The following is a 17,708-nucleotide window of genomic DNA, read 5'->3' as shown; positions in this document are numbered from 1 at the left end:
CTTGGGGCGACTGTAAACTCGCCTGAAATTCCGAAACTTAGCTGTCCTCTGGGGCCGCTAGGGATTGGGATAAAGCCCGCACCCTGCGCATAGCACGGGTGTCGGGTAGTTTACTGTCTTCGATGACCGGGCCCTCGGGGATCCCACATCTCCTGAAGCTGAACATGGGGGGACCTCACCGGCCCACAAAGTATCTGGCAACACAGCTGGCTGCCCCTCTCTCTGATGTAGTGGGGATGGGGTTGGCCATACCAATCGAGATAAACCGGCCTGCAACCCTCATTGCTCCCGCCATCATCTGTCTGGATCAGGGGGATCAGCCCTCACTTGGGCCACTATGAAAATCATTGGAGTTGAGTCAATGTTGGAGTCGCAGAGGGTGGTTCAAAGTGGGTTATCTTCCCCCGCTGTTTCGGGCAAGCCCGTTCTGGAGTTGCGCCACGTCTCGCTGCAGTACCCCACCAAGGGATCCCCGGTCACGATCATCCGCGACGTCAGCTTTTCTGTTGCCCACTCGGAGTTTGTCTCCATTGTTGGGCCGAGCGGCTGTGGCAAAACCTCGCTGCTGAAGATGGTCTCCGGCCTGAACACCAACTACAGCGGCACCCTCTACTTCCAGTCGCAGCCCATCACCGGCCCCCTGAAGAGTGTGGGCATGGCTTTCCAAAACCCGGTGCTGCTACCCTGGCGCACGACCTTACAGAACGTGTTGCTGCCGTTGGAGGTGGTGGAGCCTTACAAGCGTACCTTCAAGCAAAACCTGGCCCAGCATGAAAAGTCGGCGCTGGAGCTGCTGGCCACCGTGGGCTTGGAGGGTTTTCAGAAAGCCTATCCTTGGCAGCTTTCCGGGGGAATGCGGCAGCGGGCTTCCTTGTGCCGCGCTTTGATCCATCAGCCGGAGCTGCTGCTGTTGGACGAACCTTTTGCTGCTCTGGATGCCTTTACCCGCGAGGATATGTGGGAAATGTTGCAACGGCTGTGGATGCGCACCGGCTGCACTGCTATTCTGATCACCCACGACTTGCGGGAAGCAGTTTTCCTCTCCGATACCATTTATGTGATGGGGCCACGACCGAGCGAGATCATCTTTTCCCTCAAAGTGGATCTGCCCCGTCCACGCCCGCTGGAGATCTGCCTGACGGACGAGTTTCACCACTTGGTCTCGGAAGTGCGCAAGCACATTCGGCGCAGCTATTAGGCTAAACAGCCATTGGCCTAGTCAAGCCTGGATAGACTACTGCCCAACTCTGCCGAGGGATCCCGATGAAAAAATCATTTGACCGATTTTTGCAGACCAAAGCGGCTTCTGTTGTTTTACCTGCTGCCACCATCGTTTTGACCCTTGTGCTCTGGCAGGTGGGGGTGGGGCTGTTCAATGTTCCTCGCTTCATTCTGCCGGCGCCCACCGAGATCCTGGCAGCCATGAACCAATGGAGCCCGGTGATTATGCGCCACTCCCTAACCACCCTCACTTCGACGCTGCTGGCCTTTGTGCTGGCTTTGGTGGGGGGGATAGTGCTTGGAGCGATCATCGGCAGCTCTCGCCTGGCCCATCTGTGTTTGTACCCGCTGCTGGTGGGGTTTAACACCATCCCAAAGGTGGCTTTGGTGCCACTGCTGGCGATTTGGTTTGGCTTGGGCACGATCCCGGCGGTGATCACGGCCTTTTTGCTGGCCTTTTTCCCCATTGCGGTCAATGTGGCGGTGGGGCTGGAGACGGTGGAAGCCGAGATGCGAGATGTGCTGCGCTCGTTGGGGGCCAGCTCTTGGGAGATTTTCACCAAGGTGGGGCTACCCCACAGCATGCCCTACCTGTTTGCCTCGTTGAAGGTGGCCATCTCCTTTGCTTTTGTCGGCTCGGTGATCTCGGAGACGGTGGCTTCCAACCAGGGGCTGGGCTACCTGATCGTGTCGGCCAGTTCTTCTTTTGATGTGCCTTTGGCCTTTGCGGGTTTGGCTGCCCTCGGCATTATGGGCATTTTGCTCTACACCTTTTTTGCGGCTTTGGAGCGCTATGTCCTGTCCTGGCGACAGTAGCATCTCTCCCCAGGGAGCCAACCCCTGCCTGAGCTAGCCCAGGTCTGGAAAGGTGGCTCGCACCGCCGGGTGGATGAGCTTGCCTGCCCTGACGTTTAGCCCTTTGGCCAAGGCCGGGTCTTGTTCCAAAGCAGCGGCCAGGCCGAGATTGGCCAGCTTGAGGATGTAGGGGAGTGTGGCGTTGACCAGCGCTTGGGTCGAAGTCCAGGGAACGGCTCCGGGCATGTTGGGAACGCCGTAGTGTAGCACCCCGTAGGCTTCGTAAACCGGCTGGGCATGGGTGGTAACCCGTGTGGTAGCAATGCACCCCCCCTGATCCACCGCCACATCCACAATGAGGGAGCGAGGACGCATCTGGGCCACCAACTCTTCTCCCACCAAGACCGGCGCCCGCCTTCCCGGCACCAACACTGCCCCTACCACCAGGTCGGCCTCGCGAACACACTCTTCCACGCTTTGGGCCGTGCTGTAGAGCAGCTCCACACGGGATCCAAAGAGCAGCTCCAGCTCGTTCAGCCGCTGCAGGTTGATGTCCAAAATCTGCACCCGCGCCCCCAAGCCTACGGCCATTTTGGCCGCCTCGGTGCCCACCGTGCCTCCGCCCAAGATCACCACCCGTCCCGGCGGCACCCCCGGGATCCCGCCCAGCAACACGCCTCGCCCCCCCTGCTGTCGGGTCAGGTAATGGGCGCCAAACTGCACCGAGAGCCGCCCGGCAATCATGCTCATGGGCATCAACAAGGGCAGGGATCCATCTGCCAATTCCACCGTTTCATAGGCAAGGCAGGTGGCTCCCGACTGCAGCAGCGCCTGGGTCAGCTCGCGGCTGGCGGCCAAGTGCAAATAGGTAAACAGGATGAGGTCGGGATGGAGCAGAGGATACTCGGCAGGCAAGGGCTCCTTTACCTTCACCACCAACTGCTGCCGGTAGATCTCCTCAGGAGTGACAGCCAGCTTGGCCCCCGCTTTTTGGTAGTCCTCATCCGTGAAGCCCGCCCCCTGGCCTGCTTGGGTTTCCACCCACACCTGATGCCCCTGTTCGGTTAAGGCCCGCACCGCCGCCGGTGTCAGCCCGACACGGAACTCTTGCTCTTTGATCTCTTTGGGCACGCCAATTCGCATAGGGATCCCCGTAGGGCTGCTTTCCAGTCTAGACAGACTCTCCCCGCAATGGGATCCCTGGCCTGAGCAGGAGAGCGAAAATTGTAAAGTTTTGTGCGCGATCTGTCGGGGCAAGCAATCGCCAGGCTAATTTTGTTAGCTCAAGATTTCAAGGGCAAACCTAGATCTCTTGCCATGATTGGCACGAAAACAAGACATAACAGCCTCAGAAAGCCCAATTTTCTTGCTTGCGCTTATCCCCAAGAGCAATGTTAACATCTATGTCACGAAGTCTCCGTACTCCCTCGCGAACGCACCTTGAAAACTGCATGGATTCAAGCTTTTCCGGGGGTAGGGTTGATCCCTACCTTTTCCCCGCAAGGGGACGGAAACAGGGCGTATAAAATTTCATTGGTTTCCCGCAAACTGCGGGTTGATCCCTACCTTTTCCCCGCAAGGGGACGGAAACGTCAAGTTAACCGCATTTTTGTGACCGTTATTGTCAGTTGATCCCTACCTTTTCCCCGCAAGGGGACGGAAACCGATAAAAGGCTGCACAAAGCTGGATCCCAACCAGATGTTGATCCCTACCTTTTCCCCGCAAGGGGACGGAAACTAGGCTATCCAGGAGATACAATATTAGGCTCTGCTGAGCGTTGATCCCTACCTTTTCCCCGCAAGGGGACGGAAACTTACGGTCATTAAGTACGCGAACTACCAGAGGCTTTGGTTGTTGATCCCTACCTTTTCCCCGCAAGGGGACGGAAACTGTTAGGAAATTTTGGTTCCTCAATTACGAATTGTTTTAGTTGATCCCTACCTTTTCCCCGCAAGGGGACGGAAACGTTACCCAACTGGGGGGTTGATAGATGATACAATTTTGGGTTGATCCCTACCTTTTCCCCGCAAGGGGACGGAAACTTGGATTACGAGAGTTGGTTTAGCTGACTGATTTGATCAGTTGATCCCTACCTTTTCCCCGCAAGGGGACGGAAACTACTGAAGATTATTGACTTTCTTCTAGAGGTTCACCCTGAGATGTTGATCCCTACCTTTTCCCCGCAAGGGGACGGAAACTGTACCAAGACTGGTTCTTTGTGCACATCCAACTCTTCGTTGATCCCTACCTTTTCCCCGCAAGGGGACGGAAACACGCGGCGGTGGCCGCTTCCGCTTTGGCAATGGCCAAGTTGATCCCTACCTTTTCCCCGCAAGGGGACGGAAACGAGGTGAGCCGATTCCACCGCTCGGCGGACACTCCACGTTGATCCCTACCTTTTCCCCGCAAGGGGACGGAAACATCCGGTCTTTGGACTCCTCTAACAGCTGGCGTTCTGTTGATCCCTACCTTTTCCCCGCAAGGGGACGGAAACCTAATCAGACGAGCCCTGATAAAGCGGCCAGCATCTATCCGTTGATCCCTACCTTTTCCCCGCAAGGGGACGGAAACATTGATAATCCTCCAAGCTTTCTTCAGCTCATTTCGAATGTTGATCCCTACCTTTTCCCCGCAAGGGGACGGAAACAAGGCAGCCTTTGTTGGTGGGAAGACTAGAGTCCGAGAGCTTGTTGATCCCTACCTTTTCCCCGCAAGGGGACGGAAACAGCCAGTCGGGCAGGAGCTCGCAGGCTATGGCCCACGATGGGTTGATCCCTACCTTTTCCCCGCAAGGGGACGGAAACATGTCGACGTGGACGCCCGGTTTGAAGGGCTTGTCGCCAAAGAGTTGATCCCTACCTTTTCCCCGCAAGGGGACGGAAACCCTGCTCGTCTAGGGCACACATAGCTACGTAAGCGTGCGTTGATCCCTACCTTTTCCCCGCAAGGGGACGGAAACATGAACCTGGCTACACAGTCCGGTACCGACCATGTAGTTGACACATGTTGATCCCTACCTTTTCCCCGCAAGGGGACGGAAACCCCCTCGGGATGACAATCCTCTGAGGTTTAGGCAGAAGTTGATCCCTACCTTTTCCCCGCAAGGGGACGGAAACGCGCCTTGCGCATCGCCGCGAGCGCGGCCTCAGCTTGGGTTGATCCCTACCTTTTCCCCGCAAGGGGACGGAAACTGGCAGCGATATTGACTAGCCGCTATTGAGCAAAATTCTCAGTTGATCCCTACCTTTTCCCCGCAAGGGGACGGAAACGTAATCAGCACCGAGCCACCCAACAACGGTTTCTAGGGGAGTTGATCCCTACCTTTTCCCCGCAAGGGGACGGAAACCGAGCGCAACTGCTCTCTTCCTTTGCCGATGGTTTAGCGTTGATCCCTACCTTTTCCCCGCAAGGGGACGGAAACCCATTTCAGGTAGGGTCTTCCGTACCTCTTCTAAAGCAGTTGATCCCTACCTTTTCCCCGCAAGGGGACGGAAACGCGTACTGCGCGACATATCCGGTTGTAGAGTGGATAGTGTTGATCCCTACCTTTTCCCCGCAAGGGGACGGAAACGAGTTTAATTGGTGTTCCCGGCAAGTTATTATCTTGGTGTTGATCCCTACCTTTTCCCCGCAAGGGGACGGAAACCTGAGCTACGCGAGGCGAGAGGAGAGAGAAAGGAAAGTTGATCCCTGCCTTCTTCGAGACATCCTTGAGAACTGAGACTGGCGGATTCTAGGGTGGATCCCTAGCGCAGGAAACGGGCCAGCAGCACCAGTCCGATGCCGCCGAACAAGATGTTGAAGCTCCAGGCTGCCGCCCAAGGGGGAAGGGCTCCCACTTCTCCCAAGCTGCGAGACACGCTCAGAACCACGTAGTAGGCAAACACCAACAGGATCCCGAAGACGACGCCCCCGTAGCGTCCCACCCGCCGGGCAGTGCTGGATCCCAGGGGTAGCGAAATCAGCACGGCAAAAAAGCTGGCCAAGGGCAGGGAGAAGCGCATGTGGAACTCGGTGCGCAGAGCCTGAGTATTGAGATTGGAGCGGGCCAAACGGGAAATCCGCTCCGCCAGCTCCGGCAAGCTCAACTCGCTGGGGGGAACCGGCGGCTGCATTAGGGTAGCCAGATCCTGAGAAACTTGCAACGGCTTGCGATGAAACGTTTGCTCGGCAATGCTGAGACCGGTGGGGCCGTAAAGGTGGGTCGCTCCTTCGCTGAGGCTCCACTCCAGTCCATTCCACACTGCCTGAGCGGCCAAGGTCACTTCCACCAACTGGTATTTGCCCCCCGGCAAGGGATCCACCCGCAAAATCGTAACATCTTGCATCGTATTTAACCGGGGATCCACTTGGCGGATGAAGAACCAGAGGTTGTCTTCGGTTTTGAAAAAGACATCGTATTGCACCGGGGTGGTGGCCTGGGCCAGCAAAGCTTGCTGATCGATCTGGCGGATTTGCTGTTTACTGGCCGGCAGCAACACGTTGCTGATGAAAAAAGCGCTCAAGCTCATGGCCAACCCCACCAGCAGCAGGGGTCGGAAAATCCGGCTAAACGGGATCCCGGCTGCCCGCATAGCGGTGATCTCGCTGTTGCCGCTCAGCTTGCCCAAGGTGAGCATGGTGGCAAAGAAGGCGGCAATGGGCATGCCCAGCACCACCATCTCCGGCAGATCCAAAACCAAAAGACGCAACACCGTCAGGGGGGGGACGGATCCCTCGACCAGCCGCTCGGCCAGGGTAAACAGTCGGCCCACCAGCAGCAGCAGGGTTCCCCCGGCAATACCGGCCAGCACCGGGGTGAGCATCTCCCCAAACAGATAGCGCTCCAGCAGCCAGAACTTGGTGAGCAACCGTGCCATGTTTGAGAATCGAAGGGGATCGCCCTTCTCCCCAAGGGAGAGGCGAGTTGCAATAGCCGAAGAATCGGCGGCAAAAGCCCTGAACCAGGCTTATCGATTTATTCTCGCTCAAGGGCTTGGGGAAACAGGGGGGGGAAACGACTCTGTTTTGTCGGCAGGATCCGAACGCGGCCTAGGAGAGTTGAGGGGAGGTTCGGACGCGGGATCCAGCTCGGCACCCCAGGTGACCAGGTAGGCCCGCTGTTCGGGGGAAAGGCGGCGAGCCTGGCGGAAATCTGCCCCTGCCACGATAGCTCCGGTGTAGGCCCCGGTCTTGAAATCGGGCTTTTGCCCTGGCTGAGCAGGGGAAGCCGTCTGAGGGGATCCCACAAACAGCAAAGCGCGGTAGAGATCGGCCCCGCGCAGGTCGGCATTCCGCAAGTTAGCTCCGCACAGATTGGTGTGGCTGAGATCGCAGCCGCTCAGGTTGGCCCGCTCCAGGCTGGCTTCGCTGAAATCCACCGCCCGCAACAGGGTGCCATGCAGGTCGGCTCCCTCCAGCATCGTGCCCAGGTTGACCACCCGGATCCCGTGCAGGCGATCCCGCTGGTAGCCCCCCTTGCCATCCAGGATAGGTCGGCCCAGGTGTTCGTCTCGCCGCAGAGGGCTGAGCAGGTTAGCGGTGGAGAGAAAGCGCAGGATCTTGGCTTTGCCGAAGCGATCCACCCCGTTCAACAAAGCAGCCGTGCGCCCGGCAGCAATGGCCCGCTCCAGGGGCCAATCGTCCAACTGCCCATCGGGAGACAAGACCAGGTTGGAAATGCCTTCAAAGTAGGCATCGATGGTCTGCTGCTGGGTAATGATATTCTGCTGAATGGTGAGATCGCGGGAGATGATGTACTGCCGCCAGGCAATGTAGGCAGCCAGGATGGCGATCAAGATCTGGCCTGTGGCCCCAAACACTTCTCCCAAAGCCCCAATCGCCTCCCAACTCAGGGATCCCAAAGCGGAAAACACCCCGCTCCCGGCAACCCCTCCCATCAGGGCCAAGCTGAGGGCCACTCCCGCCCAGGCCAATTGAGGCCAAGTGGTCAGCCACTGCCAAAGACGGCGTCCGATCTGAGCCCAAAGCGATCGCCCCCACCAGCCCGCCAGGCCCAGCCAAGCCAGCACCGCCCCCCAGCCCAAGACCGGCTGAGCCATCAGCTTTCCCAAGAGCAGCAAGAAGGCCGGAATCCCCAACAGCAGCAGATGAATCAGGGGTTGCCACGGTGAGACCGGAGACAGCAGGATCCCGGATTCAAGCAGCGACGGCTCTTGGGGCAGATGTTCGGGGACAAGGGTTTTGTAGGTCATGGCGCAAGCAGGGAGGTTACTCTAGGGCTAGTGTTAGACTTGCAAAAAAAGCCTGCGTTAGTCCGTATTTGGAGTTGGCGGATAGGGCAGGATCCCGCCTACTCAGTTTGGTAGGATAACCTCGGCCTTTCTTCTCTAGCCCAGCCTGGTGTGAGGATAACCACCATGATCTCTTCCTTATTGTCCTTACTGCCTATTGGTCTGCAGAAATCCGGCGAACACCAATCTACAGCAGTCCTGCCCGGCCTGCGGGCGCAGCGCCATCGTTCTGCAATGCTGACGCGGCTGGCAACCTCTCTGATGCTTGGCACCACCTTACTGCTGACAGCAAAGTTGGATCCCGGCTGGGCGCAAACTTCCCTGGACACTGGTATTACCGGCGAGCAGACCCTGCCTCAAGCTCCCCCGCTCCCGGACAATCGCCCGGCCATTTTCGTGGATGCAGCCAACGGCAGCGATACCCGTGGGGATGGATCCCGCAATAACCCCTTCAAGACGATTACTTATGCCATTCAGCGGGCTGAGGCTGGCAGCGTCATTCAGCTTTTTCCCGGGGTATATAGCGAGGAGAGCGGCGAAACCTTCCCCATCCGTCTGAAAGCCGGCCTCACCTTGCGTGGGGACGAGTCCACCTTGGGAGAGGGCTATCTCATCACCGGCGGCGGTACCTACATGAGCCCGACCCTAGGCCGACAAAATGTTGCTCTGCTGGCAGAGACCGGCGCAGAAGTGCGAGGAATTACCCTGCGCAACCAGGGGCGGCGCGGCTATGCCCTCTGGGTGGAATCTGCCTCCCCGCGCATTCTCAACAACAGCTTTGTGGGCAGCATCCACGATGGGATCTTCATTGCCGGCGCTTCCAATCCCTGGGTGGAGGGCAACCGCTTCTATAAAAACGGGGCCAACGGCATTTCCGTCTTGGGCACCTCCCAGCCCACCATCATCAATAACCTGTTCCAGGAGACCGGCTTTGGCATCACCATCGACCAGCGCTCGGCGCCTATTGTGCGCAACAACCGCATCCTGCAGAACCGTACCGGCGTGATCGTCGGGGGCAGCTCCAGGCCCATCCTGCGCAACAATCTCATCGCCCAGAACTTGGAGACCGGCCTCACCGCCATCACCACTGCCCAGCCGGATTTGGGCACGGCCACGGATCCCGGCAACAACATCTTTGAGGGCAACGGCCAATACGATATCAACAACGCCACCCGCGGCCTGCGCCTCAATGCCAACGGCAACCAACTGCGGGGCCAGGTCAAAGGGGATCTGGATCTGTCCGGTCAAACCACCGTTGCCGCCCTTCCCGACAGCGCTCCCCGCCCCATTGCTCCTGGCACTTTGGCTCTGCCCAGCGCTCCGGCCCAGCCGGCTACTCCCAGGGATCCCCGGCCAGCCGCTGAGACCCCCTCCACCTTGCCGGTTTTAACGGTGCCCCAGTCTACTGCCCCGGTTCCCCCCTCTCCGCCCCAAGGATCCGGAGGGCGCATCTTGCCAGATCCCTCCAGCCCTCAGGCAACTCCCCAGCCCCAACCTCCGGGGGAGCAGTTTGTGGCTGTCCCCTTCACCCCCGATGGCTCTACCGCACCTGCTCAGCCGGTTGGCCCTGCCCCCGCAGCTCCTGTTCCCAGGCCACCCTCGGCTCCCCTCACAGATATCACCACCCTTCTGCCCCCGCCGGCCCGTCGCTCATCGGCAGGGATCCCAACTACTCCCTCTGCTCCCACTACAACTCCAGTTGCCCCCCCTGTGGCTGCTGTGGGTAACGACTCCGTTTCGCCAACGCGAACGGCAACCCAATTTCGCGTGTTGGTGACCCCCAAGAGCAGCGATGACTTGAACCGATTGCGGCAGCTCATCCCCGAGGCGGTGGAAACGGTTTTCAACGGCAGAACAGTGTTGCAGGCGGGCCTGTACGACAGTCGCAGCCAGGCCCAGTCGGTGTTGGATCGGCTGTTAGATGCCGGCTTTGAGGCGGTTGCCGAGATGATTTTCCGCTAGCGACCCCCCACACTGCCGGCTTGCTTCTCCATAGCGGTACGAGGGAGCTTTGATCCCAGTTCTTTGGCGGGGTGGCCAGCCATTGAGCCCAAGTCTCCTTGGTCGCTGGCAAGGGAATTGACTACAAGTGCTTGCCAAGGGCGATGACAGCTCAGACACTCTCTAGTCCAACGGATCCAGTCGGTAGCGGCTGAGCCAGTGATCCAAATGCACTTCCTCCTCGTCCAGCAGTTGGGCGTTGATCAACCCCCGTTTGAAGGCAAGACGGATGGCTCGCGCCCGCAAGCTGAAGGTGGTTCCCCACTCGTCGCTCTCAATTTGGTCGTTGCTGACTTCTAACTTGTCGTAGAGGTTGCGCAGACGGTTGGTTACCCCTCGGCGGGACAAAAAGCGCCGTGCAGCAATGGCCTGGTCGGTGAGGCCAAGGGCAATGTCGATCAACACTTCGTACTCGGCGTCGCTGAGACCGGTAATTTTGTTTTGTGAACGGGAATCGACTCCGCGCACCTCTCGGTCGATCACGCATTGCTCATCCTGCACCACCGCTTGGATGGCGCTGACCAATTTTTCATCGGTGCAATTTTTCAAAAGGTAGCCATAGACAGTTTGCGGAGGCACGATCTTGTGCAGCTCCCGCACATAGACTTCATCGGCAAAATGCGACCAAAAAATGATGCGCGTGCTGGGGCACTCTGACCAAACCTGCCGCGCTACCTCGATCCCGGTCATCTCAGGCATGCGAATGTCCATCAACACAAAGTTGGGGTGGTGCTGACGGTAGAGTTCCAACGCCTCTCTACCATTCGAGGCTATATACACCGGGCCGAACTCAGGCAAATGTTGTGTTAGCAGGCTATGAACATGCTGACGGTAGAGAGCGTCATCTTCAGCAAGGAGGGTACTCACAGGCCTTTATCAGAGTTACCGAATACTTTCTTTTCACTTCCTAACTCTAAAGACACCCACAAGGGAAGACAAGGCACTATTGAGCAGTACTCAATGGAGCAAGGGATCCCCTCCGCCGGCTATGAGTAGCAGCTCGGAAAAAGGATTTGGCCCCGCTCTGTCCTGTGGAGGTTGCGGTTTCCCCATAGCGCTCACGCAAACGGCCAATGAACTTCTCCACCGCAGACGTCGAAAACTTTTGATAAGCAGCAGTCTATGCTGTTTCTACGGCAGAGGCCAAAAATGCCTCAATCTCAGAGCGCTGGGGCAAGCTAGGTTGGGCTCCCGCACGGGTTACGGCCAAAGCAGCGGCGGCATTGGCAAAACGCAGGGCTTCCCTCAGGGATCCCCCGGCAGCCAAACAAGCAGCTAAGGCCCCACAAAACCCATCTCCGGCAGCGGTGGTATCCACCACTTCCACAGGATGAGCTGGCCAATGGCCACTTTCTTCCCCATCTGCCCAGACCAGCCCTGCCCCTCCCAAGGTAAGGATAACGGCTGGGATCCCGTGTTTCTGCAGTTCTTGAGCCACCTTTTGGGCTTGTTCCGGCGTCTCCACAGGGGATTGGGCAAGGGCAGCCGCTTCGCTTTCGTTGAGCACCAAGTAGCGAACCTGGCGCAACAGGGATCCCGGCAATGGCGCGATGGGCGCAGGGTTGAGCAAAATCGGGATCCCTTGGGCAAAGGCTTGTTCTGCTGCAGCTTGCACGGTGGGCAGGGGGATTTCCAGCTGCAGCAGGAGCAGGGCCGCCGGGGTAAAGGGAGGCAAATGCTCCGGCAGATAGCGACCATTGGCCCCAGGGCTGACCACAATTCTGTTTTGCCCGCCGGGATCCACTGTGATCAAAGCTAGGCCGCTGGGCCCCTCCAACTGCCTCAGGTGGCGGGTATCCACGCCGTTGTGCTCCAGGTTCTCTTGGAGCAGACGCCCAAACTCATCGGATCCCACCGCTCCCCACATTTCCACCTGGGCTCCCGCCCGCGCCGCTGCCACCGCTTGATTGGCTCCTTTGCCGCCAGGGTAGGTGGCGTAGTCGGATCCCAGCACCGTTTCCCCAGGGCCGGGATGATGGGGCACCTGCACCACCAAATCCATGTTCAAGCTACCCACCACTCGGATCGGGCCTGCCATCGGGCTTGTGGGGAAATCCTGTTGGAAAAGCAGAGATCTAGAGATCTTTGGTTTGGATCCCTGGGCAGCTATTGTATCAGCCGCCGGTCTTGGCCAGGGATCCCCTTGAGCGCCCTACCACGCGGCAAGGGCTGATAGCAGTCGTGGTTTTTATTACCATCTATTTCAACTGATCGCGCTAGCGGGCCGGAGGCCTTAGCAGGAAGCAACCGGTCGTTTGTTTCACCTCAACGGTGAGATAAATGACTATGCGTTGTGGAACGGTTATCTGTAGGGATTGGTCGCCCTTCGACATATCGCCACTCTGCTGAAAACACAGGGCAAGAACCCGATTCCAAAGGTTGAGGATCCCGACTATCTTGGTGGGTGTTGACCCAGGAAGCAAGCTGATGTTGCTGACCACTACAGACGTGCTCCAAGGTAGAGAGGTTGAGCGTTACTTGGGCATTGTTACCGCCGAGGTAGTTTATGGCACCAATGTTCTACGGGACTTCCTTGCTACCCTCCGCAACATCATCGGGGGACGCACAAGAACCTATGAAGAAGTTTTCGAGAATGCCCAGAAAAAGGTTTTGGAAGAGTTGGAGCAGCGAGCCAAACGTTTGGGAGCAAATGGCATCCTAGGCGTTAGCATTCATACCAACATGAGCACGACAATGATCCTCGTTACCGCCGCCGGCACCGCCGTTAAGCTCCGCTGACGGATGCTTCTGTTGAAGGTTTCCCTTTCTCGGAAGATGATGGCAGCCTGTTCTCAGGCCAGGCTTTCCATCACCGCCTCGTCGATCTCGAAATTGGCGTAGACATTCTGCACATCGTCTAGGTTGTCGAGACGCTCCATCAGGGCAAGCACTGACTTGGCCGTATCGGGATCCTCCACATGCACCTCCGTAGAGGGGATCCAGCGGATGGCCGCATCTTGCACTGGGTAGCCCTCTTTTTTCAGGTAGGTGGCCACCTGCTCCAGCAGGGTGTAATCGCAGTAGACTTCTGCGTCGGTTCCCTCTACCTTGAGATCCTCCCCGCCTGCTTCGGCTACCGCTAGCAGCAGAGCTTCGGGATCTGTCACCCCCTCTAGGCTAATCACCCCTTTTTGCCGGAACAGCCAGCTCACGCAGCCGGCTTCTCCCAAGCTGCCGCCGGTTTTGCTGAAGGCTTCTCGCACCTCGGCAGCCGTGCGGTTGCGGTTGTCGGTCATGGCCTCGATCAACACAGCCACCCCACCGGGGCCGTAGCCCTCGTAGCGAACTTCTTCCAGGGGGCTGTCGTCGCTCCAGTTGCCGGCTCCCTTGGCAATGGCTCGTTCAATGTTTTCGCTGGGCATCCCCGCTGCTTTGGCTTTCTCCACTGCCGCCCGCAACTGAAAATTCCCATCCGGATCTGGCAAGCCGTTGCGAGCTGCCACGATGATGGCCCGCGAGAGTTTGGTAAAGAGGGTGCCCTTTTTGGCATCTACACGGGCCTTTTGCCGTTTAATGTTGGCCCACTTGCTGTGTCCTGCCATGCCGCCACACACCAGTCAAGCAATGAATTGGAGGGATCCCTCCACTTTTGAAGCCTAGATCACCTCGGCTCAGGACTCAACCCCGCGACAACTGGGAGGGCACTGGCCTGGTCACAAAACAAGGGATCCTGAGGATCCCTCACAACCCAGACTTAGCCACCCCATAACCCCCTCAGGGCTGGATCGGCTGCCGCTGAATTACATCCCCTTGAGGTGGAGGCGGAGGGGCTGGGGTTTCTTGAGGGGTAGGCGTTGCCTCTATGGGAGGAGTTTCCCCAGGAGGCGGGGGCAGAGGGGGCACACCTTCTCCAGGCACAGGCCCAGGTGTAGGCGTGGGGGTTGGGGATGGAGTTAGAAAGGGCGTCACCTGTCCCAACAGCTCGGCATAGAAAATCGCATCTTGCTCTGGCCCAAAGCGCCCCACTTCCCAACGGTGACGGGGCACAAACATTGTTTGCAGCAGCACTTCCCGGCTGACAAAAGCGGGAGTACCCGAGAAGACGTAGCCATCGACAATGACCCGATTCAGATCGGGCCGAGTTTGAAACACCCGATCCACCTCCCGCAGCATCTCCGTATCCAGCCGCCCCAGCAGAGTTTCCAGGGTGTCTTCAGGGCTGATCGGTACCCGTACCGAAAAGCGATAGCCTTCGCAACGATAGTCCCCACAGATCTTGACCAGCTCGTTACGCACCCGGATTTGCGCCCCAGGATCCAAATTGCGCCCTGGCACTAAGACTTCCTCCTGGGGTTGCTGTTCGACCGGCTGGGCCCATAGCTGGAGTTGACTTGCCCATCCTGCCCAAACTAGGGATCCGAAAAACAAGCCAAATCCCAAGCCTTTCAGGGGAAGGCTCCAACCCAGACTGCCCTGCTTAGAGCGGGGTGAAAAGGGGAAATCGCGATCCTGGATCGGGCTGTTCATAAAGCGTTGACCGATTCCTCAGCGATGGCTACCGCCAAATCTACCCGACATCGGCCAGAGAGGCACTAGGCAGGGAGAAAAATAGGGTATCGGCTCCGAATGGTTTCAAAATAGGGGCAGATAAATAGGGAAGCTTTGACAAACTCCCTGTCCTGGGCAGCAACGGATGTGCTGTGGCAGCGCATGGGTGTAGGATCTTAGGCTCTGGGTTCCCGCTCTGCAGGCAGGCCAGTGCTCTGCTGTGTGGGCAATGGATCCATGGATTGTTATTACCGTTGAGATCGCAAACCCAATTCTCTTCTTCTTCTCACGTCTTCTCATGACCGCGGTTGTTCCTTCACCTTTGCGCTACGCCTACTACCCCGGCTGTGTGGCCCAGGGGGCCTGTCGTGAGCTGTATGACTCCACCGACCAGATTGCGCGGCATCTGGGCATTGAACTGGTGGAGCTGGAAGCCGCTTCCTGCTGTGGTTCGGGCACCTTCAAAGAAGAATCGGAGCTGCTGGAAGATACGGTGAATGCCCGCAACCTGGCTTTGGCGGAAGCGCTGGGGCTGCCGATGCTTACCCACTGCAGCACCTGTCAGGGAGTGCTGGGCCGCGTGAATGAAAAGTTGAAGGCTGCGAAAACCGCGAGTCCAGAGTACTTTCACCAGGTGCAGGCCCTGTGCCAGAAAGGGGGCTGCGAGAGCTGCTACCAGGGCACAGGCGATGTGCGCCATTTGCTGTGGGTGCTGGCTCATGACTACGGCCTGGAGCGATTGGCCCAACAGGTCAAGCGGCCCCTCTTGGGGCTGCGCTGCGCTGCCTTCTACGGGTGTTATCTGTTGCGGGCCTACGACATCTCCCGCTTCGATGTGGCACGGGATCCCCGTTTGATGGAGGATCTCTTCGAGCGTTTGGGGGCCACCCCCGTTTGGTATCGCGGGCGCACCCAGTGTTGCGGTTGGCCCATTTCCAGCTACGCCCCGCAGCAGTCTTTCTCGATGGCAGGCCGGCATCTCGTAGAGGCAATAGAGGCGGGAGCCGATTGTTTGGTTACCCCCTGTCCTCTATGTCACCTCAACTTGGACTCTCGGCAGCCGGAGGTGGAACAGGTGATCGGGCGCAAGCTGGGGATCCCGATCCTGCATTTGCCACAATTGGTGGGCCTGGCCCTGGGGATCCCAGCGGAAAACTTGGGACTGAACCGCCATGTAGTACAGGTGGAAAGAGCCCTGCAAAAAATAGGCCGCTAAATCCCACTTGATGGCTGGGGGATCCCTGGGCAAACATCAGGTCTGGGAAGGATGTGTTATTCTGCCCAGCAAGGTACCCGTCCTTGTTCAAAAACCGCAAAGATCCTCGTAAGCTTAGATCCACCTACTCCTGCTTAGCAGCTCCCTATGGTTGTCTCGGATCCCTTTGGCCTTGTTGTGCAAGAAGTGCAGCAGGGCGGGTACGCAGACCGAGTGAAAAAGCTGGTTTACTTTGCCTGCACCAGCACTTGGGAAAGCGATGTCAGCAAGTTGAACCAAATAGACCTGAAAGCTCTGCTGGAGCAGCTTTGCCGTGAGCACGCTACCCTTGATGCTTTGGGCCAACGCTTTCGAGAGGCCATCAGCCGCATCAACAAAAAAGCCGAGTATGCTCGCATCGCCAAGATGCTGCTAAGCAAGCTACAGCCCCTGTATCAACAGCCCCAAGCGGATCCCTCAGTTTGGGCTACGCCCTCGCCTGTTTTGTCCTTGGAATATGGCGGTCTGCAACTGCAAAAGCAAGACTACGATCCCTTCGAGCTGCGGGCAGGGGTGATGCGGCAAACCAGCCCTTTGCGGGCCAAGCTGGTTCTGTTCACGGCTTTGTACCACAAAGTAGAGCCTACTCTGCAGGGGTTGGCGGCCCTGCGGCGCTACAGCCTGGACGAGCTGCTCAGAGCCCTCTACGATGCCTGCGCCTCCCCCCAAGAACTGGAAGCCCGGCTGAAGGAGGCGGTGCAGCAGTTGCAGGAGCCGGATCAGGATGGCCAAGCCGCCAATGCTGTGCTGCAGATGCTGAAGCCTCTTTACGTTGACGTGCCCCCAGCGACCCTCCCCGGCGGAGGATTGGCTGCTGAGCCTCTCTCCGCCAATCTGGATTGGCTGAATACCGAAGATGCCGCTCGCGCGGGCGAGGCAGAGTCCCTGGCCAGCCCCATGACTTGGATTGACGCTGGGATCCCAGAGGATGAGGAAGAGCCTGCAGAGCTTTCGGCTTTTGCAACCTGGACAACACCACCCGGCCCCTCTTCTGACCTGCGACAGGAGATCCCAGAGTCCTGCCGCCAACTGCTCCATCGCAGCGCCGGATCCCTGATGGTTGCCATCGAGAATACCCTAAGCGAGTTGGGCAATGCCCTGGACGAAGGGCTACAGGATGAGGATCCCGCCCAATATCTGACGCTCAAACACCAGGTGCTGCGCGGCTTCTTGAGGGATGTCGAGGGATCCGCCGCAATGTTCATGGGGATCTTGAAAAAGCTAGAACAATCGGAGTGGCGCCTGGTGCAGCCCCTGCGCGTCAGCAATGCAAAACAGGCTCTGCCGGAGGCGGTTACCGAAATGCCCGCTGAGCTGGCGGATCCCTATGCTTCCCTAAGACAGGTGTTGGCCAGCAGCGAGCTGGCCCAGCAAAAGCCGCAGTTGGAGCAGGAGGTGATGCGTTTGGTGCGGCGCAGCGTCGGCTCTGTCAAAACTGCTATCGAACAGGCCCTGAGCGAGTTGGGCAAGGCGTTGGATGAGCAGTTCCAAACCTGCACCCTAGAGGAAGCCTTGGTTCTCAAGTACCAAACACTACGCGCCTTTTTGCAGGAAGTGGGGGAGATCTCCACCAAATTTGCTGCTTTCTTGGATCGCATGGAGGAGGCAGAGCGCCGTCTGTTCGGGCTGGTTTGAAGCTCAAACCCGCTGTTTGGGGATCCCGTTCAACACTGGCGATCAGCTGCGCAGAGTGCTGGGGAAACGCCCGGATCCT

The 17,708-nt window shown here is 58.3% G+C and carries 13 protein-coding genes and 1 CRISPR repeat array; of the genes, 6 read left to right on the top strand and 7 right to left on the bottom strand.

Features of this window, described 5'->3' with window-relative positions:
- Positions 1–361: 361 nt before the first annotated feature.
- A complete protein-coding gene (locus NW834_RS04885; RefSeq protein ID WP_414426232.1) occupies positions 362–1,198 on the top strand; it encodes an ABC transporter ATP-binding protein in 837 nt (278 codons plus the stop codon).
- A 65-nt stretch (positions 1,199–1,263) separates the two neighbouring features.
- A complete protein-coding gene (locus NW834_RS04880; RefSeq protein WP_414426231.1) occupies positions 1,264–2,037 on the top strand; it encodes an ABC transporter permease in 774 nt (257 codons plus the stop codon).
- A 33-nt stretch (positions 2,038–2,070) separates the two neighbouring features.
- Here the strand turns inward: NW834_RS04880 and ald are convergent, their stop codons facing one another.
- The 3 genes from ald to NW834_RS04865 form a co-directional block, all read right to left on the bottom strand.
- Positions 2,071–3,159: an alanine dehydrogenase gene (gene ald / locus NW834_RS04875; RefSeq protein ID WP_414426230.1), complete on the bottom strand. Its 1,089-nt coding sequence runs from the start codon at positions 3,157–3,159 to the stop codon at positions 2,071–2,073.
- A 335-nt stretch (positions 3,160–3,494) separates the two neighbouring features.
- A CRISPR array of direct repeats spans positions 3,495–5,663; the repeat unit is 37 nt; unit sequence GTTGATCCCTACCTTTTCCCCGCAAGGGGACGGAAAC.
- Positions 5,664–5,763: 100 nt separating this feature from the next.
- Positions 5,764–6,876 (bottom strand): LptF/LptG family permease, encoded by a 1,113-nt coding sequence (locus NW834_RS04870; RefSeq protein ID WP_414426229.1) that lies wholly within the window; start codon positions 6,874–6,876, stop codon positions 5,764–5,766.
- Positions 6,877–6,984: 108 nt separating this feature from the next.
- Positions 6,985–8,211 (bottom strand): pentapeptide repeat-containing protein, encoded by a 1,227-nt coding sequence (locus tag NW834_RS04865; RefSeq protein ID WP_414426228.1) that lies wholly within the window; start codon positions 8,209–8,211, stop codon positions 6,985–6,987.
- A 165-nt stretch (positions 8,212–8,376) separates the two neighbouring features.
- Between NW834_RS04865 and NW834_RS04860 the strand changes: the two genes are divergently transcribed.
- Positions 8,377–10,212, top strand: coding sequence for a DUF1565 domain-containing protein (locus tag NW834_RS04860; protein ID WP_414418577.1), 1,836 nt, complete (start codon positions 8,377–8,379; stop codon positions 10,210–10,212).
- Positions 10,213–10,374: 162 nt separating this feature from the next.
- On the opposite strand, the gene NW834_RS04855 is transcribed toward NW834_RS04860, so the two are convergent.
- Both NW834_RS04855 and rbsK read right to left on the bottom strand, forming a co-directional pair.
- Positions 10,375–11,118 (bottom strand): response regulator, encoded by a 744-nt coding sequence (locus NW834_RS04855; protein WP_414343332.1) that lies wholly within the window; start codon positions 11,116–11,118, stop codon positions 10,375–10,377.
- A 253-nt stretch (positions 11,119–11,371) separates the two neighbouring features.
- On the bottom strand, positions 11,372–12,289 hold the full coding sequence (gene rbsK, locus NW834_RS04850) for a ribokinase (protein WP_414418578.1): 918 nt from the start codon (positions 12,287–12,289) through the stop codon (positions 11,372–11,374).
- Between the two features lie 389 nt (positions 12,290–12,678).
- On the opposite strand from rbsK, the gene NW834_RS04845 reads away from it, so the two are divergent.
- Positions 12,679–12,990, top strand: a complete 312-nt coding sequence (locus NW834_RS04845) for a YbjQ family protein (RefSeq protein ID WP_011432974.1) — start codon at positions 12,679–12,681, stop codon at positions 12,988–12,990.
- 53 nt (positions 12,991–13,043) lie between these two features.
- Here NW834_RS04845 and NW834_RS04840 read toward each other — a convergent pair whose 3' ends face one another.
- Together NW834_RS04840 and NW834_RS04835 are read right to left on the bottom strand one after the other, a co-directional pair.
- On the bottom strand, positions 13,044–13,793 hold the full coding sequence (locus NW834_RS04840) for a YebC/PmpR family DNA-binding transcriptional regulator (RefSeq protein ID WP_414418579.1): 750 nt from the start codon (positions 13,791–13,793) through the stop codon (positions 13,044–13,046).
- Between the two features lie 172 nt (positions 13,794–13,965).
- A complete protein-coding gene (locus tag NW834_RS04835) occupies positions 13,966–14,718 on the bottom strand; it encodes a hypothetical protein (protein ID WP_414418580.1) in 753 nt (250 codons plus the stop codon).
- Between the two features lie 319 nt (positions 14,719–15,037).
- Between NW834_RS04835 and NW834_RS04830 the strand changes: the two genes are divergently transcribed.
- Complete coding sequence (locus NW834_RS04830) at positions 15,038–15,955, top strand: CoB--CoM heterodisulfide reductase iron-sulfur subunit B family protein (RefSeq protein ID WP_414418581.1); 918 nt, start codon at positions 15,038–15,040, stop codon at positions 15,953–15,955.
- A 147-nt stretch (positions 15,956–16,102) separates the two neighbouring features.
- The gene (locus tag NW834_RS04825; RefSeq protein WP_414418582.1) at positions 16,103–17,629 is read left to right on the top strand and encodes a hypothetical protein; all 1,527 of its coding nucleotides are present in this window, start codon (positions 16,103–16,105) and stop codon (positions 17,627–17,629) included.
- Positions 17,630–17,708: the final 79 nt, after the last annotated feature.

The organism is Synechococcus sp. R60.1 (assembly GCF_047461835.1).
Lineage (GTDB): Bacteria > Cyanobacteriota > Cyanobacteriia > Thermostichales > Thermostichaceae > Thermostichus.
This window is presented reverse-complemented; position numbering and strand designations above follow the sequence as displayed.

What these genes read in the sequence shown, in the direction of transcription:
- NW834_RS04870 (WP_414426229.1), bottom strand. Translation starts at nt 6,876, where the DNA reads ATGGCACGGTTGCTCACCAAGTTCTGGCTGCTGGAGCGCTATCTGTTT.
- NW834_RS04845 (WP_011432974.1), top strand. Translation starts at nt 12,679, where the DNA reads ATGTTGCTGACCACTACAGACGTGCTCCAAGGTAGAGAGGTTGAGCGT.
- NW834_RS04830 (WP_414418581.1), top strand. Translation starts at nt 15,038, where the DNA reads ATGACCGCGGTTGTTCCTTCACCTTTGCGCTACGCCTACTACCCCGGC.
- rbsK (WP_414418578.1), bottom strand. Translation starts at nt 12,289, where the DNA reads ATGGCAGGCCCGATCCGAGTGGTGGGTAGCTTGAACATGGATTTGGTG.
- NW834_RS04835 (WP_414418580.1), bottom strand. Translation starts at nt 14,718, where the DNA reads ATGAACAGCCCGATCCAGGATCGCGATTTCCCCTTTTCACCCCGCTCT.
- NW834_RS04880 (WP_414426231.1), top strand. Translation starts at nt 1,264, where the DNA reads ATGAAAAAATCATTTGACCGATTTTTGCAGACCAAAGCGGCTTCTGTT.
- ald (WP_414426230.1), bottom strand. Translation starts at nt 3,159, where the DNA reads ATGCGAATTGGCGTGCCCAAAGAGATCAAAGAGCAAGAGTTCCGTGTC.
- NW834_RS04885 (WP_414426232.1), top strand. Translation starts at nt 362, where the DNA reads ATGTTGGAGTCGCAGAGGGTGGTTCAAAGTGGGTTATCTTCCCCCGCT.
- NW834_RS04840 (WP_414418579.1), bottom strand. Translation starts at nt 13,793, where the DNA reads ATGGCAGGACACAGCAAGTGGGCCAACATTAAACGGCAAAAGGCCCGT.
- NW834_RS04860 (WP_414418577.1), top strand. Translation starts at nt 8,377, where the DNA reads ATGATCTCTTCCTTATTGTCCTTACTGCCTATTGGTCTGCAGAAATCC.
- NW834_RS04865 (WP_414426228.1), bottom strand. Translation starts at nt 8,211, where the DNA reads ATGACCTACAAAACCCTTGTCCCCGAACATCTGCCCCAAGAGCCGTCG.
- NW834_RS04825 (WP_414418582.1), top strand. Translation starts at nt 16,103, where the DNA reads ATGGTTGTCTCGGATCCCTTTGGCCTTGTTGTGCAAGAAGTGCAGCAG.